The organism is Bacillus sp. FSL K6-0042, assembly GCF_038006685.1.
In the GTDB taxonomy this organism is placed as follows: domain Bacteria; phylum Bacillota; class Bacilli; order Bacillales; family Bacillaceae_G; genus Bacillus_A; species Bacillus_A pseudomycoides.
Genome location: NZ_JBBOVS010000001.1, coordinates 4,917,849 through 4,936,373, shown reverse-complemented (window position 1 = coordinate 4,936,373; position 18,525 = coordinate 4,917,849). Strand labels below are relative to the sequence as shown.

General features: G+C 36.7%; 18 protein-coding genes. 5 read left to right on the top strand and 13 right to left on the bottom strand.

What is annotated here, in order from left to right; genetic code table 11:
* Positions 1-49: 49 nt before the first annotated feature.
* Together MHH45_RS25430 and MHH45_RS25425 are read left to right on the top strand one after the other, a co-directional pair.
* Positions 50-1,012: a tyrosine-type recombinase/integrase gene (locus MHH45_RS25430; RefSeq protein ID WP_016115826.1), complete on the top strand. Its 963-nt coding sequence runs from the start codon at positions 50-52 to the stop codon at positions 1,010-1,012.
* 115 nt (positions 1,013-1,127) lie between these two features.
* On the top strand, positions 1,128-3,272 hold the full coding sequence (locus MHH45_RS25425) for a Gly-Xaa-Xaa repeat protein (RefSeq protein WP_340863352.1): 2,145 nt from the start codon (positions 1,128-1,130) through the stop codon (positions 3,270-3,272).
* A gap of 70 nt (positions 3,273-3,342) precedes the next feature.
* Here the strand turns inward: MHH45_RS25425 and hfq are convergent, their stop codons facing one another.
* The gene (hfq, locus tag MHH45_RS25420; RefSeq protein ID WP_000813896.1) at positions 3,343-3,567 is read right to left on the bottom strand and encodes an RNA chaperone Hfq; all 225 of its coding nucleotides are present in this window, start codon (positions 3,565-3,567) and stop codon (positions 3,343-3,345) included.
* A gap of 25 nt (positions 3,568-3,592) precedes the next feature.
* Positions 3,593-4,543 (bottom strand): tRNA (adenosine(37)-N6)-dimethylallyltransferase MiaA, encoded by a 951-nt coding sequence (miaA, locus tag MHH45_RS25415; protein ID WP_016115830.1) that lies wholly within the window; start codon positions 4,541-4,543, stop codon positions 3,593-3,595.
* 325 nt (positions 4,544-4,868) lie between these two features.
* On the opposite strand from miaA, the gene MHH45_RS25410 reads away from it, so the two are divergent.
* Positions 4,869-5,105, top strand: coding sequence for a hypothetical protein (locus MHH45_RS25410; RefSeq protein WP_170927990.1), 237 nt, complete (start codon positions 4,869-4,871; stop codon positions 5,103-5,105).
* A 93-nt stretch (positions 5,106-5,198) separates the two neighbouring features.
* Here the strand turns inward: MHH45_RS25410 and MHH45_RS25405 are convergent, their stop codons facing one another.
* The 9 genes from MHH45_RS25405 to MHH45_RS25365 form a co-directional block, all read right to left on the bottom strand.
* Positions 5,199-6,083, bottom strand: coding sequence for a cell wall-binding protein EntA (locus MHH45_RS25405; protein WP_340863349.1), 885 nt, complete (start codon positions 6,081-6,083; stop codon positions 5,199-5,201).
* Positions 6,084-6,612: 529 nt separating this feature from the next.
* Positions 6,613-8,466 carry a PTS fructose transporter subunit IIABC gene (locus tag MHH45_RS25400; RefSeq protein ID WP_016115833.1) on the bottom strand — a complete coding sequence of 618 codons (1,854 nt, stop codon included), beginning with the start codon at positions 8,464-8,466 and terminating at the stop codon, positions 6,613-6,615.
* A gap of 12 nt (positions 8,467-8,478) precedes the next feature.
* Entirely contained in the window at positions 8,479-9,390 is a 912-nt protein-coding gene (pfkB, locus tag MHH45_RS25395; RefSeq protein WP_016131849.1) for a 1-phosphofructokinase, read from the bottom strand.
* A complete protein-coding gene (locus tag MHH45_RS25390; RefSeq protein ID WP_016115835.1) occupies positions 9,387-10,139 on the bottom strand; it encodes a DeoR/GlpR family DNA-binding transcription regulator in 753 nt (250 codons plus the stop codon). Before MHH45_RS25390 ends, pfkB begins: the two co-directional genes overlap by 4 nt.
* Positions 10,140-10,298: 159 nt before the next feature.
* Entirely contained in the window at positions 10,299-11,462 is a 1,164-nt protein-coding gene (locus tag MHH45_RS25385) for an iron-containing alcohol dehydrogenase (RefSeq protein WP_077295783.1), read from the bottom strand.
* A gap of 236 nt (positions 11,463-11,698) precedes the next feature.
* The gene (locus tag MHH45_RS25380; protein ID WP_033671477.1) at positions 11,699-12,241 is read right to left on the bottom strand and encodes a DUF420 domain-containing protein; all 543 of its coding nucleotides are present in this window, start codon (positions 12,239-12,241) and stop codon (positions 11,699-11,701) included.
* A gap of 320 nt (positions 12,242-12,561) precedes the next feature.
* Positions 12,562-12,873, bottom strand: a complete 312-nt coding sequence (locus MHH45_RS25375) for a hypothetical protein (RefSeq protein WP_016115838.1) — start codon at positions 12,871-12,873, stop codon at positions 12,562-12,564.
* Between the two features lie 88 nt (positions 12,874-12,961).
* Positions 12,962-13,960, bottom strand: coding sequence for a BC_2427 family protein (locus MHH45_RS25370; protein WP_016131851.1), 999 nt, complete (start codon positions 13,958-13,960; stop codon positions 12,962-12,964).
* A gap of 140 nt (positions 13,961-14,100) precedes the next feature.
* On the bottom strand, positions 14,101-14,775 hold the full coding sequence (locus tag MHH45_RS25365; RefSeq protein ID WP_340863456.1) for a CsxC family protein: 675 nt from the start codon (positions 14,773-14,775) through the stop codon (positions 14,101-14,103).
* Positions 14,776-15,675: 900 nt separating this feature from the next.
* On the opposite strand from MHH45_RS25365, the gene MHH45_RS25360 reads away from it, so the two are divergent.
* Entirely contained in the window at positions 15,676-16,491 is an 816-nt protein-coding gene (locus MHH45_RS25360; protein ID WP_088094648.1) for a formate/nitrite transporter family protein, read from the top strand.
* Between the two features lie 101 nt (positions 16,492-16,592).
* Positions 16,593-16,865 carry an HU family DNA-binding protein gene (locus MHH45_RS25355; RefSeq protein ID WP_003199316.1) on the top strand — a complete coding sequence of 91 codons (273 nt, stop codon included), beginning with the start codon at positions 16,593-16,595 and terminating at the stop codon, positions 16,863-16,865.
* Positions 16,866-17,184: 319 nt separating this feature from the next.
* On the opposite strand, the gene MHH45_RS25350 is transcribed toward MHH45_RS25355, so the two are convergent.
* Positions 17,185-17,490 (bottom strand): metal-sensing transcriptional repressor, encoded by a 306-nt coding sequence (locus tag MHH45_RS25350; protein WP_016115843.1) that lies wholly within the window; start codon positions 17,488-17,490, stop codon positions 17,185-17,187.
* Between the two features lie 206 nt (positions 17,491-17,696).
* Positions 17,697-18,518 carry an alpha/beta hydrolase gene (locus MHH45_RS25345; protein ID WP_016115844.1) on the bottom strand — a complete coding sequence of 274 codons (822 nt, stop codon included), beginning with the start codon at positions 18,516-18,518 and terminating at the stop codon, positions 17,697-17,699.
* Between the last annotated feature and the right edge of the window lie 7 nt (positions 18,519-18,525).

Below are 18,525 nucleotides of genomic sequence, written 5' to 3'. Positions count from 1 at the left end.
TTTCAGAAAAATTTGTTATAATATAAGAAAAAAACAGGGTGGTGGGAATATGGAAACAAAGGAAATTCATGATACAGTACAAGCTTTTTCTTCCTTTTTATTAAATAAAGGACGAAAACCTTCAACCATTAAACGTTACGTCTATGATATTGAAGATTTTGGGCATTGGTTAGAAAAAAATAAAAAACTTTCCTCTAGTAATATATGGGCTACACTTTGTACAAAAGACTATGAAGATTATTTTTCCGACTTAAAAAAGAAACGGCATTACTCTGAAAAAACAATGCACCGTGTATTTATTGTCTTAAATAGACTATATCAGTTTTTAAACCTCCCAAACCCATTAAAGGACATGGAACTCGTCATCCAACCTAATCGTGCGTTACGTGATGAAGATTTCATTTCAAAAGAGGACGAAAAACGCTTAAAACATACCTTGACTTCATTAGAAGGATTATCAGAGAAACAACGCCCTGTCCGTCCATTACTAATGGATCGTAATATTTCTATTGTAAATTTACTCATTGACTACGGCTTATCCCTACAAGAACTTGTATCATTAAATATGCATCACGTTCATTTTGAAACGAATACAATTTCCATTCCAGCAGTAGCAGGTATTGAAAGAACCATTAATTTAACTCACGACGACAAAAAACAACTATATAACTATTACAAAAAAATCCCTGAACCAGTTCGTCCCAAATACCATAGTGATGACCCGCTATTTGTGGCATTCGATTTCAACCGTAACACATATCGATGGGTGTACGAAAATGATGCTCCAAAAGCACTAACAGAAATAGCGGTCCAAAAAATGATTCGCCTTGAAGTAGCCCGTGCAAATTTACGTAAAGGGATTTCCGGTCAACACTTTCGAAACACCTTTATTTTACGGTTAATCGAACAAAACACTCCAGAGCAAGAAATCATGAAACGCGTTGGTTTCAAATCAAAAATTTCTTTAAAAAGGTATTATCAATATGCAAAACAAAAAGAAAACGCCTTATAAATGGGCGTTTTTACTATTTTTCACATAAACTGCCCGTTTCCCTATTCCTTTTTATCTTTAACTTGCATCTACTATGATAGGTTTTTCACCATCTCAATTAGAAAGGAGCATTTTAATGTCTCATTTTAATGATAACCAAAAAAAGATTTCAAAACCGTATTTTCCAACACAACCTCGTCGTATTCCGACAGTTCATTATACCCCTATTCCTAAATTATACGCGAATCTTTTTTCCGATACTTTAAGTGACCTAACTAATATTATTCCAGCTGTATTTTCCAATCCAACAGAATCTAACATAAAAGAACTTATAAACTTATTAGAAATAATAAAAGGGTTCCTGGAACGTTTAAACTTAACGCTTACACAGCGAGAAGCTGGCATTGCAATTGTCGAAAATTTAATTACTATTTTGGATAATCAACCTTTTGTAGCAAATGCAACATATATTGAATTACAAAACCTACTCAACTTTTCACTGTATATCACTAAATTATTTAGAATCAATCATCTTGTGTTCAAAAAAATCATCGTGCAAATAGAAAATTTACAAGTTACTTTACTACAAATTGCGTCAATTGAAATGACTGGACCTCAAGGCGAACAAGGATCTCAAGGTGAACAAGGGCTTCAGGGCGAACAGGGACCTCAGGGCGAACAGGGGCCTCAAGGTGAACAAGGGCTTCAGGGCGAACAGGGACCTCAGGGCGAACAGGGACCTCAGGGCGAACAGGGGCCTCAGGGCGAACAGGGTCCTCAAGGTGAACAAGGACCTCAAGGTGAACAAGGGGCTCAAGGCGAACAAGGACCTCAGGGCGAACAAGGACTTCAAGGCGAGCAAGGGCCTCAAGGCGAACAAGGTATTCAAGGCGAACAAGGTATTCAAGGCGAACTAGGGCCTCAAGGCGAACAGGGACCTCAGGGCGAACAGGGGCCTCAGGGCGAACAGGGGCCTCAAGGTGAACAAGGACCTCAAGGTGAACAAGGGTCTCAAGGCGAACAAGGACCTCAGGGCGAACAAGGACTTCAAGGCGAACAAGGACCTCAGGGCGAACAAGGACTTCAAGGCGAGCAAGGGCCTCAAGGCGAACAAGGTATTCAAGGCGAACAAGGACCTCAAGGTGAACAAGGGCCTCAAGGCGAGCTAGGACTTCAAGGCGAACAAGGACCTCAAGGCGAACAGGGACCTCAAGGCGAACAGGGACCTCAGGGCGAACAGGGACCTCAGGGCGAACAGGGACCTCAGGGCGAACAGGGGCCTCAAGGCGAACAAGGACTTCAAGGCGAACAAGGACCTCAAGGCGAACAAGGACCTCAAGGCGAACAAGGACCTCAAGGTGAACAAGGGCCTCAAGGCGAGCTAGGACTTCAAGGCGAACAAGGACCTCAAGGGGAGCTAGGACCTCAAGGCGAACAAGGACCTCAAGGTGAACAAGGTATTCAAGGCGAGCAAGGGCCTCAGGGCGAGCAAGGGCCTCAGGGCGAGCAAGGGCCTCAAGGCGAACTAGGGCCTCAGGGCGAGCAAGGGCCTCAAGGCGAGCAAGGTATTCAAGGCGAACTAGGGCCTCAAGGCGAACTAGGGCCTCAAGGCGAACAAGGACCTCAAGGCGAACAAGGGCTTCAGGGCGAACAAGGTATTCAAGGCGAACAAGGACCTCAAGGCGAACAAGGGCCTCAGGGCGAACAAGGGCCTCAGGGCGAACAAGGGCCTCAGGGCGAACTAGGGCCTCAGGGCGAACAAGGGCCTCAGGGCGAACAAGGGCTTCAGGGCGAACAAGGGCCTCAGGGCGAACAAGGGCCTCAGGGCGAGCATGGACTTCAAGGCGAACAAGGGCTTCAAGGGGAGCGAGGACCTCAAGGGTTTAGTTTTCCAGTAACTACAGCCGTACTTAAAAATACACTTCCACAAACTATAAAACCTAATCAAAACATCCAGTTCAATCTTATCTCAAACATAAATAACATACATTTCGATGCAACAGATACAATCACAATCCTTGAAGATGGTGTATATGTCATTGACTTTTCAGCTTCAACAATATTTTCAGGGTCAGCTCCCTTCGGCTTTGGAATTTCCATTAATGGCAACATACCTTCAGATAACTTTTCAGCAAACACAATTGGAAGTTCAATTACATTTTCAACAATTGAAACTTTAAAAGCCAGAACTACGATTACTATTCAATCTACCACTAATACAATCACTATTCCCGAGACAGGTGATACCACTGTTAGACTCTCTATTTTCCGCATTCATTAAAGAATCTCTAAAATATATAAATAAAAAAAGAGCGAATCACTCGCTCTTTTTTGCTATGTACAATTCTTTACTACTCTAATTCAATTGAAACGTTTTTTTGTGGAACAAATGTAGAAATAGCATGTTTATAAATAAGCTGTTGCTTTCCTTCTGTTTCCAATAAAACTGTAAAGTTATCAAAACCTTTAATTAATCCACGAAGCTGGAAACCATTTAATAAGTACAGCGTCACAAACGTATTTTCTTTACGGAGTTGATTTAAAAACTGATCTTGAATATTGATTGATTGCTTCATGTCGAATCCTCCTCTTTTTCTCTACTTACTTATTATTCGACTTTAATTGTAGCTTTCCTTCTATGTACCGCAAAATTTCTGCTGTTTTTTCACCATCAGTCACATCAAACCATGTAACATCCATCTTGTTACGGAACCATGTTAGTTGACGCTTTGCATAGCGACGCGAATTTGTTTTTAATTGCATTATCGCTTCTTCTAGCGAAACATGCCCTTCGAAATAATTATATAATTCTTTGTAACCAATCGCTTGAATAGATTGACAGTCCCTGACTCCATTTTCGTATAAAGCATTCACTTCTTGCAGCAATCCTTGTTTGACCATAAGATCAACACGCAAGTTGATGCGATCATATAACATTTCGCGATCCATAGTCAAGCCGATTAGCGAAACATCATATAACAACTCATTTTCTTGCTTTTCAAGTTGATCACTCATCTTCCGCCCTGTTGTATGGAAAATTTCTAGCGCACGAATGACACGCCTTACATTATTCGCATGAATGCGACTTGCACTTTCTGGATCTACCTCTCGCAGCTTTTCATGTACATATTCTACACCATGTTTTGTCGCTAATTTTTCCAGTCCCTCTCGATATACAGGATCTCCAGCTTCATCTGTAAACTGATAGTCATATAAAACTGATTGTATATAAAGGCCGGTACCACCAACAATAATTGGTAGTTTCCCGCGTTCTGTAATTTCTCGAATATGGCCTCGAACAAGCTCTTGAAATTCCGCTACAGAAAATGAATCTTCTGGATTTTTAATATCGATCATGTAATGCGGAATTCCTTCCATTTCTTCCATTGTTACCTTAGCTGTCCCGATATCCATCGTACGATAAATTTGCATCGAGTCCCCACTAATGATTTCACCATTTAACGCTTTTGCGAGATCAATGCTTAATTTTGTCTTTCCCACCGCAGTCGGTCCGATGATGACAGCAACTTTTTCACATTGCAGTTCTCCCATATACTTCAACTCTCTTTATGTAATCTTATCCATCTGATCATTATATCCAATCTTACCAATTTTAATAGTCATAATGCAAGTTCTTTCAATACTGTAAATGAAATTCAAAAAATAAGAATGATACAGTGAACCCTTAACCAAGTAAGATCACCTTCTTCCCTCACCGATTATCCCCCTAACCAAACAGGCTTTTATAAAGTTTCTCGCCTCCCTCTAAATCTTGAGATGAGGACCTTACTACCTAAATGGCGAGATAAATTTGACATAGTTTGTCCAATGGTACATATACATGATAAAAAATAGGATCGGAGAGGATATAATGAAAATCGGACAAGCTACGCATAATTTTTCAACATTAACGGAGGAACTCATTTTAGCAACATCCTTAAAAGAAAAGAACTGCTCACAAGAAGAATTATATTTCGCTTTAAGCTGTTTACTACGTTCCTTTCATACATTATTGGACAATCAAACTTTAGACGAACCGACTAAACAATATGCACAAACCCAATTTTGCAGTGCATATAAAATCATCACAGGCCGCACTGTATATCCATTTTAAACTCACAAAAGGGCTGTTAGGAAATTCCCAACAGCCTGAAAGACCAGCACTCAATATTTAAGTGCTGGATTTATTTTTTTAACAACAATAGCATTATTTTAAAATTTTCACTTTAACAGATTTACGTCCCCATTTGTTAGCAGCTGAATCAGAGCCAACTAGAACGTCGATACGGTTACCTTTAATTGCGCCGCCAGTGTCACCAGCGATTGCTTCTCCGTAACCTTCTACCCATACTTTTGATCCAAGTGGAATCACTTTCGGGTCAACAGCAATCATTTTCATGTTTGGATTCGCTGTTAGGTCATGACCCATTGCAGTTAATACACGACCACCATATGTGCCGCCAGTGTCACTCGGATGAGCTGTATATGCTGTAGCTTCAACTGTTAGTTCACGACCACCAGAAGGAGTGTTTGTTTCTGCTGCTTTGACAGCAGGTTTAGTAGCTGGTTTTTCTTGTGCTGCTGGTGCTTTTGCCTCTGCTTTAGCAGGTGCTGCAGCTTGAGCAGGAGCAGGCGTTTCTTGTTTTTCAATAACAGGTGCTGTACCTGTTAAGAAAGGAACATGAACGTAAGCTGTTTTCCCATTATATTCGAATTGTAACCACTCATTTTGTACTTGGTTCGTTGTTTCGATCATATCGTCTTTCTTAAGCGTACCAAGAATTTCTGAGTTTGTGTTTGCTTCAGCACGTACGTTTAATACGTTTGCTGTTACGTAATAGATGCTTTTTGTAAATTCTGCGTTTACGAATGCGTCTTTACCATTTAATTTGATTTGTGACCATCCGTTTTCTGTATTTGTAACATCTAATTTATGACCATTTAATACTTTACCTACAACTTGTGATTCAGTAGTTGGGTTCTCGCGTACATTTAATACCTCTGTTGTTACAACAGTTTCTGCTTTTGCAGAAGTAGTGAAAATCCCAAGACCAAAAACCGCTGCTGCTGCTATACCAATTAATTTTTTCATGAATAGCCTCCATTCGCTTTGTTTTCGTGTCCTCATTATAGCAACAGTTTTTTAGGTGATTTAGGATATCACACAATTACAAACGATTCGTAATCAATCATTAATGCTTTGTAATATAAAGTAGAATAATAGAAAATAGTGTTCTATACGTATTTTTAAGAGTTTTAATCATTTTTTTCTTTCAAACTCATATGTTTTTTTTGCAATAAAAGTAATAGTATTACCATCTTGTTACAAAAAAACACCGAAACATTACAATTCTTAGTTGCGCTATGTCTTTTTATGTAATAAATCATATACATTTTGACATTCATATATATAACATACACTATAAACCGAAAAGGACAGCTACCTAATATGGAGGCCACTGAAAAAGTCCACTTCATAAGAAAAAGGAGTCCACCACCTACTATATACAGGCGATGGACTCCTTTTTCCTTTCAACATATTGATAAAAATGCATGTTGTTTTTTCAAAGCAAACACTTTTTCAGTGCCTTCGTAATATGGCCGCTGTCCTTTTCAACTTTTTATGAAATTTTCTTTTTCCATATCCCTAACATAAAGGCAGATACAATAGAACCTATTAATATAGAAAGAATATATAGAACTGGTTTATTCACTAATAATATAACAAATATTCCACCGTGTGGCGCTGGCAATGTAATTCCAAATAACATCGATAATGCACCAGCAAGACTTGAGCCAACAACACAACTGACAATTACACGGATTGGATCAGCAGCCGCAAATGGTATTGCCCCTTCTGTAATAAATGATGTCCCCATAATATAGTTTGTAAAACCCGATTTACGTTCTGCTTCTGTAAATTTCGCTTTAAAAAGTGTAGTTGCAAGTGCAATCGCAAGCGGAGGTACCATTCCACCAGCCATAACAGCTGAATGCACACCAAAGTTTCCAGCCTCAATTGCAGCAATCCCAAATGTAAATGCTGCTTTATTAATAGGACCACCCATATCAACAGCCATCATTCCACCTAAAATAAGCCCTAATAGTATAGCATTCGCACCACCTAAACCATTTAACCAACTCGTTAACGCCTCATTTAAAGCAACAACAGGAGGATTTACAACTTTCAACATTAATACCCCTGTAAGTAACAAACCAAGTACCGGATATAATAAAACAGGTTTAATTCCTTCTAATTGTGCTGGTAAACCTGCTAATACTTTCTTTAAACCAAGTACAATATATCCAGCTAAGAAACCAGCAATTAATCCACCTAAAAATCCTGCATTTGCTTGCGCTGCTAAAAATCCACCGACAATACCAGGCATAAACCCTGGGCGATCCGCAATAGAACTCGCAATAAATCCAGCTAATATCGGAACAAGGAATTGGAATGCCCCTTTACCACCAATTGACATCAATGTTTCTGCAATCGGCCCTTTCGTATCGATACCACCAAAGAAAAAGGCTAGTGCAATTAAAATACCACCACCAACAACGAAAGGTAACATGTTACTAACACCATTCATTAAATGCTTATATATACCAAATCCTTTTTCCTTCTCTGGCCCCTCTACTTTTCTATTTTCTTTTATTCCTTTAAAAATCGGGGCTTCTTGATTCACAGCTCGATTAATTAGCTGATCTGATTTCCGAATACCATCTGCAACCGGTACTTGAATAACATGCTTTCCAGCGAAGCGATTCATTTCTACTTGTTTATCCGCCGCAACGATAATAGCTGTTGCACGCTCAATATCCTCTTTCGTTAATCCATTTTTCACACCAGTAGAACCATTTGTTTCGACCTTAATCGCAATTCCTAATTCTGCTGCCTTTGCCTTTAGACTGTCCGCAGCCATATATGTGTGAGCGATACCAGTCGGACAAGCTGTTATTGCTAACACATATGGTTCATTTCCTTCCGGTTTTGTTACTTCACTTTGCTCATCTTCTTGTTCATTTTCTTTTTCATCGAACAAATGAAGAAGCTCCTCTTCACTTTTTGCTTCTAACAGTTGTTTGCGAAACCCTTCATCCATTAATAACGTAGATAGACGAGATAGTGTTTCTAAATGTGTATTGTTTGCTCCTTCACTAGCCGCAATCATAAAGAATAAATGAGCTGGTTGTCCATCAAGCGACTCATAGTTGACACCGCTTACACTTCGTCCAAAGCAAATAGCTGGTTGTTTGACTGCTTTTGTTTTGGCATGTGGAATAGCAATCCCTTCACCAATTCCAGTTGTACTCTGCATTTCACGCTGTAAAATAGCCTCTTTAAATTCCTCTTGGCTATTCAATCTTCCTGCCTTTTCTAGTTTCTCTACTAATTCATCGATGACAGCTTCTTTTGCTGAAGCTGTCAAATCCATGATAACGGTATCCCTTTTTAAAAGTTCTGTAATTTTCATATTCTGTTCCCCCTACCGCTTTGTAATCATTACTTGCGATAATAATTCCTCTACTTTATCTTTCGTACATAAATCAGCTGAAAAAGCTGTTGCACTTCCTGTTGCTACACCATAACGAATTGCTTCTTCAACATCTTTCGTTTTTTCATATATCCCCACAAAACCTGCAACAAGAGAGTCTCCCGCTCCGACAGAATTGATAACTGTTCCTTTTGGTACGGTTGCCTCATATATTCCTTTACTTGTAAATAATAAAGCTCCATCTCCTGCCATAGAAACAATTACATTCTGTACACCTTGTTCAATTAACTTTTTTCCATATGGAATAATTTCTTCTACTGTTGAAAGCTTTTCTCCAAATAATTCTCCAAGCTCATAATGATTCGGCTTGATTAAAAATGGCTTATTTTGAATCACATACTGAAGCGCACTTCCGCTCGCATCAACAATGACGTTAATGTGACGTCTTGCCCCAAAAGCAGCAATCGTTTCATAAAATGTTTTTGGAATCGATGCCGGAATACTACCAGCTAACACAAGATAATCACCAGCCTGCATATCTTCAATTTTGTTCATCAACTGCCCGAGCTGCTCATCCGTAATAACAGGCCCTTGCCCGTTCAGTTCTGTTTCTTCCTGTCCCTTTATTTTCACATTAATACGCGAATCTCCATCTACATGAACAAAATTCGTCCTAACACCTTCACTTTTCAAAACATCTTCAATAAATTGACCTGTGAATCCGCCTATAAAACCAAGCGCTGTATTATCTATTCCCATCCGATGAAGCACACGGGATACATTAATCCCTTTCCCACCAGGAAATTTCATATCGTTTTCCGCTCGATTGACAGTTCCCAGTGTGAAATACTCTGCTTGAACAACATAATCAATCGATGGATTTAAAGTAACTGTATAAATCATCGTTTATCAACCTCAATTACATTTGTTTTTCGTTTATATTCTTCTTGCTCTTCTTCTAATGCATTTGTAATAATTGTCGCTTCTTCAATACTTGCAATTTTCGCAAATGCAACTTCGGCAAATTTACTTTCATCTATTAAAAAATAACCTTCATTCGCTAATGTTAACGCCCTTTTTTTCAGCAATGCTTCTTCAGGATCAGGTGTTGTATATCCAAGCTGTTCATGTACACCATTCGCCCCTAAGAAACACTTATCAAATCGATACTGCTGCATACTTTCCTGTGCCATCGCACCAATTAAAGCCTTTGTTCGACTCTTCATCATCCCACCAAGCAAGTAAGCACGAATATTATTTTCAACTAGCGCTTCAATATGCATAAGTCCATTTGTTACAACTGTAACTTCTTTCTCTATTAAATACGGAATCATTTCAAACGTTGTACTTCCCGCATCTAAATAAATACAATCACCTTTTGCTACAAAAGACGCAGCATGCTTAGCGATTTGTTTTTTCACTTGAATGTTTTTGGCTGATTTTTCAACCATCGTAGGCTCTTCACCTTTTCCAGTTAATACAGCAGCCCCGCCATGGACTCTTTTTAATAAACGCTCTTTCTCTAATTGCGCTAAATCACGACGGATTGTTGATTCTGAACTTTTTGTTTCTTCCACCAACTGTTGTAATTTCACTACTTTTTTCTCTTTCACAAGCTGTAAAATTAGCTGATGACGTTCAGGAGTTAACATATCACTCACCTCTTCTTTAATTACAGTATAATGAAATCGGATTCAAAAATCAATCAAAAACATTCAAATTCATTCAAATAAAGCCACTAAACCGTTCAATAACATTCAAAGAACCTTCTTGATACGTATCAAGAAGGTTCTTTGAATTATCTTTATCCTTTATAATGAAGCTCTATAAATCTCTACTACATCTTTTTTATTTAATTTTTTAAAATGACCAAATTCACCATAAACCATCGCTTTTTCAGCCATTACATCAATTTTCTCTTCTCCAATTTCATAGTCAGCTAAACGAGACGGTGCTTCAATAGATGTCCAGAAGCTTCGCAACGCTTCGATACCTTCCACCGCAATTTCCTTATCCGTTTTCCCTTCCATCTCTATATGAAACACACGCATCGCAAATTGTTTAAACCGATCTACATTTCCATCTAAAACATGCTTCATCCAATTTGGGAATAAAATCGCTAAACCACCGCCATGTGGAATATCATACACAGCTGAAACGGCATGCTCAATATTATGCGTTGCCCAATCACCGCGGACACCCATTGCTAAAATGCCATTTAGCGCCATCGTTCCACAATATAAAATTGTTTCTCGATGCTCATAGTTTTCTAAATCGTTTAAAAGTTTCGGGGCTGTTTCAATGACTGTTTTTAAAATAGATTCACAATAGCGGTCTTGTAATTCTGTATTTGAACCTTGATGAAAGTATTGTTCTAATACATGAGACATAATATCAACCATACCATAAATAGTTTGATTTCTTGGTACAGAAGCTGTATGCGCTGGATCTAAAATAGAAAACTGTGGGAACGTAACAGGACTACCCCACCCATACTTTTCATTCGTTTCCCAATTTGTAATAACAGACCCTGCGTTCATCTCAGAACCTGTCGCTGCAAGAGTTAGTACTGTACCAAATGGTAAAGCTTCATTTGCAAATGCTTTCTTTGTCACAATATCCCATACATCACCATCATATTTACTACCTGCAGCAATTGCTTTCGTACAATCGATGACACTTCCACCACCGACAGCTAAAATAAATTCAATATCATTTTCTTTACAGATTTGAATTCCTTTATTTACAGTAGATAAACGTGGGTTCGGCTCAACGCCTGTTAATTCAAAAATTTCCGCATCAATTTCGTTTAATATAGAGATTACATTATCATATACGCCATTTCGTTTAATACTTCCCCCGCCATATACGAGAAGAACCTTTTTACCATACTGAGGAATCTCTGTTTTTAATTGTTCTAATTGCCCTTGCCCAAAAATAAGCTTTGTCGGATTACGAAATATAAAATTTTGCATAATTCCCTACCCATCCTTCCAATATAAAAGTTACTATACTTTTGTATAACATATTTTGTTCATTTCACAAAAATATTTGCTTCATAAAGTGAATCTTTCCTCAGTGAAAGTTAGCCCTCACCAATCAGATTTCCCCTCCCCCTACCTTCTTCACCTCTCTTTAAATCTTGAGTTGTGGGATATTACTACCTATGAATAGTGGAATAAAAAAATCCCAGCCCAAAGGCTGAGATTTTTTATTGATAATACGGTGAAATCATTAAGTAAACAATAACACCAGAAAGACTTACGTATAACCAAATTGGCATCGTCCAACGTACAATCTTACGATGACGAGTCAATTGGTTTGTAAAACCATATACAAGCGAGAATAATGCAAGCGGTACAATAATTGCCGCAAGGAAAATATGCGTAATTAAAATAAAGAAGTACACATATTTAATGATACCTTGCCCACCAAAATGCGTTGCTGGTGCTAAATAATGATACGATAAATATGAAACACAAAATAGCAATGTTGTTGTAAATGCCGCAAGAATAAAACCTCGGTGCATCTTTACATTCTTTTTAATAATAGAAAACAATGCTGCCAATAAAAATACAAATGTAAAGCTATTAAAAATTGCATTTAACATCGGCAAGATTGTTACATCAAAATGTACCTTCCCTTTGTAGCCAACAGGTCCAAAAAACAAAAATAAAATAATCGCATTGACAACTACAGAAAGCGTTATCACAATAGGAGCATAGCTTTTCTGATTCGTTGATTGATCTATCAAATTGTTCACTCCCTCTTCCTCTTCTACATATGTACAGTTAACTACACTATTTTAACATATTATTCATAGTGCAAATGTGACAATACTTTGACACACTGAAATCAAACAAAGAAAAAATCCTTCTTAATCATACTTCTTAAGAAGGATTTTATCGCTTTATTATTGAAATAGCAATTCGTTTAGTTTTTGTTAAAAAACATGTCACTATATGCTTGAAAAATCTCTGATACTTGATATCCCATTAAAGAAATTGCTGTTAATGAAAAGAAACCAATCATAAGAAATCGAAACCACATATTATTCTCCTCCTTGTATTTAGCTTATAAACAATACGCTGTATTACAAGTCGGATAGCAATCTCCTTCTTCGGCTTCTTTTTTCTTCACAATGGCTGTTATAAACCGAATCATAAAGAATGTGATAAAAGGAAGTTCCGTCTGTTTTATATTGGCATAGTTGAGCAACGGTTCCCGCTCTAAATCGGACGGAGATGAGAAGGAATAGAACATACCTTGCTCTTCCATGTACACAATAACAATTTTCAAACAAAATAAAATTCCAAGAAATGAAACAATATCTTGCCAATCTGTTGTATACAATACATTATAAAGATCCAATACGTACTCTTCCATTATCACCCCTCCTTCCTTTTTTACCATTTTCCTCGTCCGCATATAAAAAGTCAAGAAAAATGTTTTATATACACTGTGGCAATAGTGATTACATAATTTCCACTTGCACTTCTTGTTCTTGTAATATTTGAACGATTAACTCAAGCACTATTTTTTGCAGTAACTGATACCTAACTAATCCATTACTTTGCTCATTAGAACACCCCATTGTATATTCAATTCGCTGCACAACATAGCCTTCTACCAACAACTTCCCTTTTTCAATTGTTACTGAATTCTCTTTTGATTTTAGAACTTTTTGAGAAAAAAATTTACTATCTGTCAAAACAATTTCTTGTAAAACTTCTTTAATTTCTACTTCTTCTTGAAACATCACTCTTTCTTCTAAACTAATTTCCGTTTTATACTTCCCTATTTCAACTGGCAGTTTCGTCGTTACATAATTACTGCTTTTTTTCTCGTTTCTCTGCTTTAAATTCAAATTGTGTATAGGAACCCATAAAGATTGCTCTAACTGATTTTCCCCGCTATGTTTTATATAATTCTCACTCGAAAATTCTAGAAAAATCCTCTTTTCAAAAAGCTTTGAAGAAATTAAACGACAATATGGCTGTTCGTTATAATGATGTACCGTAGCTAACAACTTTGTATCTAACTCACGAAATGTTTCATTCTCTTCGTTTTGAAATGCAAATACTTCTTCATTCGTACTACTCACAATAGGTGAGATTAAAAAATCAGTCACTTCAGCAATGGTGGAAAATGGTATTTCCACTGTCATGAGACATGCTAATCTTCCTTCTTTTAATTCAGGAGGTGAATTATCTTCCTTCTCGATCTCTGAGAATAGATTTTCTTCCATCCCGATCCCTGAAGGTGAACTTTCTTCCACTTCACTCTCTGAAAATAGATTTTCTTCCATCCCGATCCCTGAAGGTAAACTTTCTTCCACTTCACTCTCTGAAAATAGATTTCCTTCCATCCCGATCTCTGAAGGTGAACTTTCTTCCACTTCCAGCTCCGAGATGATTTTATGCTCAGAAAAAATTTTATCTATCATTTTATTACTAATCCATGGCTTATTCATCGTCAATCACTTCCTAACTGATGAATTGAAAGACTTACGTATTTTTTTAAACCCATAATCGTTTCAACATTATATATGTTTTATAATAAAAAAAAAGACATCAACTTTTATTATAAAAAAAGACGATGTCTGTCTATCTTTCAAACTTGTACTTGCTGTACCTGTAAGATGTTCAAAGTAAGATCTAGTACGATTTTACAAAGTTTGCTACATGACTCGTTCAAATTTGTTAAACATGGTGAAAAATCAAACTCATAAAAATTAGCTCTGACTAATTCACAATACGGTTGTTTATTATAAAAAACTGGATTTCCAAAAGAATTTGTATCTAACTGGGGTAAATAGCCACCCTTAGGATTAATCAAGTGGGATGTAGTATCTAAAAAAGCTACCAATAAAGGCTGTATTATAAAATCACCTGCTGTCAAATCTAGGAATCTAGAAAACGAAATATTAACAATCCGACTATACAATAATCCATTACACTGATCAGCAACATATTCAATGCTATTTCGAATATAGCCCTCTACAAATAATTTTGCTCTTGTGACTCGGCGATAATTGGTACCTAGTACCGACGTAAACGCTACAGGAACTAACTTACAGTGTGTTAAAAATACATTTTTCAACACACGTTTAATTTCGATTGCCAAAGGATCCAATGAAATATTTGCTTCTACAACAACTTGAATTGTTCTCTCTGCTAATACAACCGGGATTTTTACAATTGATGTTGTCGCTGAACTTTCTTCCACTTCACTCTCTGAAAATGAATTTTCTTCTATTCCAATCCATAAAGAGTCGTTTTTTTCCACTTCACTCTCTGAAAATGAATTTTCTTCTATTCCAATCCATGAGTAGGGGTTTTTTTCCATTCCACTCTCTGAAAATGAATTTTCTTCTATTCCAATCCATGAGTAGGGGTTTTTTTCCATTCCACTCTCTGAAAATGAATTTTCTTCTATTCCAATCCATGAGGGGGCATTTTTTTCCACCTTCAGCTCAGTGCTTATTTTATGCTTAGAAAAAATTTTATCTATTGGTTTATTACCGATCCATGGTTTATTAGCGATCCACGGTTTATTCATCATCAATCACTTCCTAACTGATGAATTGAAAAACATATGTTTTTCAACATTATATATGTTTTATAACACTTATAATCTAATTCATCTTTCATATGACCGAAAAAGGATTTCATTGGGGCATTATCTAGACAGCTTCCTCTACGTGACATAGACTGTCTAATCCCCATCTCCTTTAGTTGTTTCATTTATATTTTATTAAAAATAATTTTACTCATTTCCCGTATCTCACTTTTATCATTGTTTCCATATGTCTATCATTTTTCATAGAATATCCTAACTTCTATCCATTTGTTTTTACCACTAATTGACAAAATTATTCAAATTATATAACATAAATTTATCGACATGATATGCAATGCATGTACTTTTTATTCATATTTTATTGTTGATAAAAGATTCTACAGAACTACTCTAAGTAATTTTTACTTTTACTTACCAAGATGAGTATCATTTTTGGTATTTTTTGTGTTCATTCCGAAAAAGCCTCGTCTTCATGTTCTGAGAACAGAAAATGCTTAATCGAGGGATTTTTCTCGTTCCCCCGGATTTATCAATTTAACCATTAATGAGACAGAAAAACTCATTAATGGAAATGGAGTAATGTATCAAAATATGGAGGGGTTATTTATGTCTGTCTATGCACCACAAGAGATTACTGAATTGGCCGCGAATTCGGGTCAAAAAAAAGCACTTTTACCGCTACTACCTATGTTGATTTTAGGTTTTTTTGGCGGCGCTTTCATCGCGTTAGGTTATTTACTTGATATTCACGTCATTGGAACAATGCCAAAATCTTGGGGTTCCTTTACTAGTTTTCTAGGAGCCGCTGTTTTCCCTATCGGCCTAATTCTAGTTATTCTTGCCGGTGGTGAACTAGTGACCGGTAATATGATGACCGTACCTATCGCTTGGTTTTCAAAAAAAATTCCTTTCTCTAAAGTATTAAAAAATTTACTAATTGTTACAATTAGTAATTTTTTGGGTGCTGTATTTGTAGCTTATTTTTTTGGCCACATCGTTGGATTAACAGAGGGACAATTTTTAGCAAAAACTTTATCTATCGCTCAAGCAAAACTACATGATACACCGTTACAGGCATTTGTCTCTGCTATTGGATGTAACTGGCTTGTTTGCCTAGCAGTTTGGATCAGTATGGGTAGCAAAGAATTCGCAGGAAAAGTGATTGGTATCTGGTTTCCCGTTATGACTTTCGTTGCAATTGGCTTCCAACACGTTGTTGCCAATATGTTCGTTATACCAGCCGCTATCTTTGCAGGGCATCTAACTTGGATGGAATACTTACCAAATTTCATTGTCGTCTTCTTTGGGAACTTAGTCGGCGGTATGCTATTTGTAGCGCTCCCTTACTTCTTGGCTTATAACAAACGAGAGCAATCAAAAAGCAAAACAACGGAATTAAAGAAAAAATCTGTAACTGCTTAGCAAAAAGAATTTAAGAGAAAACCTATAGTACACTTGTTCTCTTCTCTTTTATACGTTATAATAACAACTTAAATAGCATTATTTACATATGAGGTGAAGATATGAATAAAACAGAATTAATTAAAAATGTAGCACAAACAGCTGAAATTTCTCAAAAAGAAGCTACTGTAGTTGTGCAATCTGTAGTAGAATCAATCACAAATACTTTAGCTGCTGGTGAAAAAGTACAACTTATCGGATTTGGTACATTTGAAGTTCGTGAAAGAGCTGCTCGTACAGGCCGTAACCCACAAACAGGTGAAGAAATGCAAATCGCAGCTTCAAAAGTACCTGCATTTAAAGCTGGTAAAGAACTAAAAGAAGCAGTAAAATAATAAAAAATAGCCTTCTCGCTTATGAGAAGGCTATTTTTTATGTTTAAAATGTTATATTCTTCGTTTATGCTCTCTAATTAATGAAATTAACTCCATTATAAAAAGACTCGTCAAACTTATAATCCTAATTGGATAATTAATAAAAGCCCTTCATGTGAGCTAAATAACATTGGAACTACCCATGGATAAACAACATTTCCAGGTACATTTACTAAAATTAAATTTTAAAATAACACTGTGTATAAAAGTATCAACACAGATAAAAAACTTTTCCATGAAAAAATAAAAAACAAGCTAGATCCAATACTAGCTTGTTCTATCACGCTTTTGAGAATCGTTCAAACACTGTCATTAACTCTTCAATTGCTTCGTCTCCATTACCATCTTTAATAGCATTCGAAACACAATGATTTGTATGATTTTTAAGTATCCCCATACCAACCTTCTTCATTGCAGCATTAATAGCTGAAATCTGCACTAAAATATCAACACAATAGCGATCATTTTCAATCATATTCTGGATACCACGTACTTGCCCTTCAATTCTCTTTAACCTATTCATGATTTGTTCTTTTTCTTTATCCGATCTATGGGTAGTAACCTCTGCTTTTTCATTATGATCCATTTTATCACCTTCTTAAAGTTTATCCTCATCCATAAGGAACAATGCCCCCATGAGTATACCAATTATAGCATTAAACTTACATATGGTGATACCCTATATAAGAATCAAATAACAACCTATATCCTCTATTTATTCGTTACTTATATGACAGAACTCAACTACGAAAGCAATTCCCACACAAGTTCACTTCTACTAAAAAACAACGATTAGAATAAATTGCTTACAAAGCGCAGTGCCTTACTTAAAGCAGTTGGCACTACTGATGCATGATTCTCTCCCTCAGCTTCATAAAATGCAAATCGAAACTTATTATGTTGCAAGTTCATTAAACGCTCAGATAATGCATTTGCATCTTGAACCATATGATCTCTTTCTAATGCTCCCACTGTCAGAAAGACTCCGACTTCAGAACTCGCTCTACTCAGTTCATTTATAAACGCTGCTTCCTTTTCAAGAATAGACTTGTTATTCCACCAAATCGATGGGCTACTGATGAAATAATTTTGAAAAGCATTTATATTTGTAAATAATACATGTAAAGCAAATAATCCACCAAGTGAATGTCCAAATATTGTTTGTCTTTCTTTATCAATCTCAAAATCCTTTTCAATTTGTGGCTTCAATTCATCTTGAATAAATTCTAAAAACTCATTCGCTCCTCCTGACTTAGGCCACGGTTTCCCATCAGGTTTCGGCGGTGCATCCACCGAAGGTGAAGAAGGGGTAAAATCGTAGCACCTTTCAGAAGCCGCAAAAACTCCTTCGATTGGATAACCAACACCAACAATAATCGCTGGTGCCACTCCTGTTTTTTCTGCTCTTACCGATTGAATCTTCATAGCTTCTTGGAACGTTTGAAAAAATGCATTTCCATCTAATACATAAATCACGGGATATCCAGATTCTGGAGCGGGTTGCTTTGGCTTCGAAATATAAATTTGATATTCACGATTTCCTAGTTTCGAATCCATCTTCCACTGCTCTGTATTCGAAATAGTAACATCCTTTTTTTCAATACTAGTATTCATGTGATTC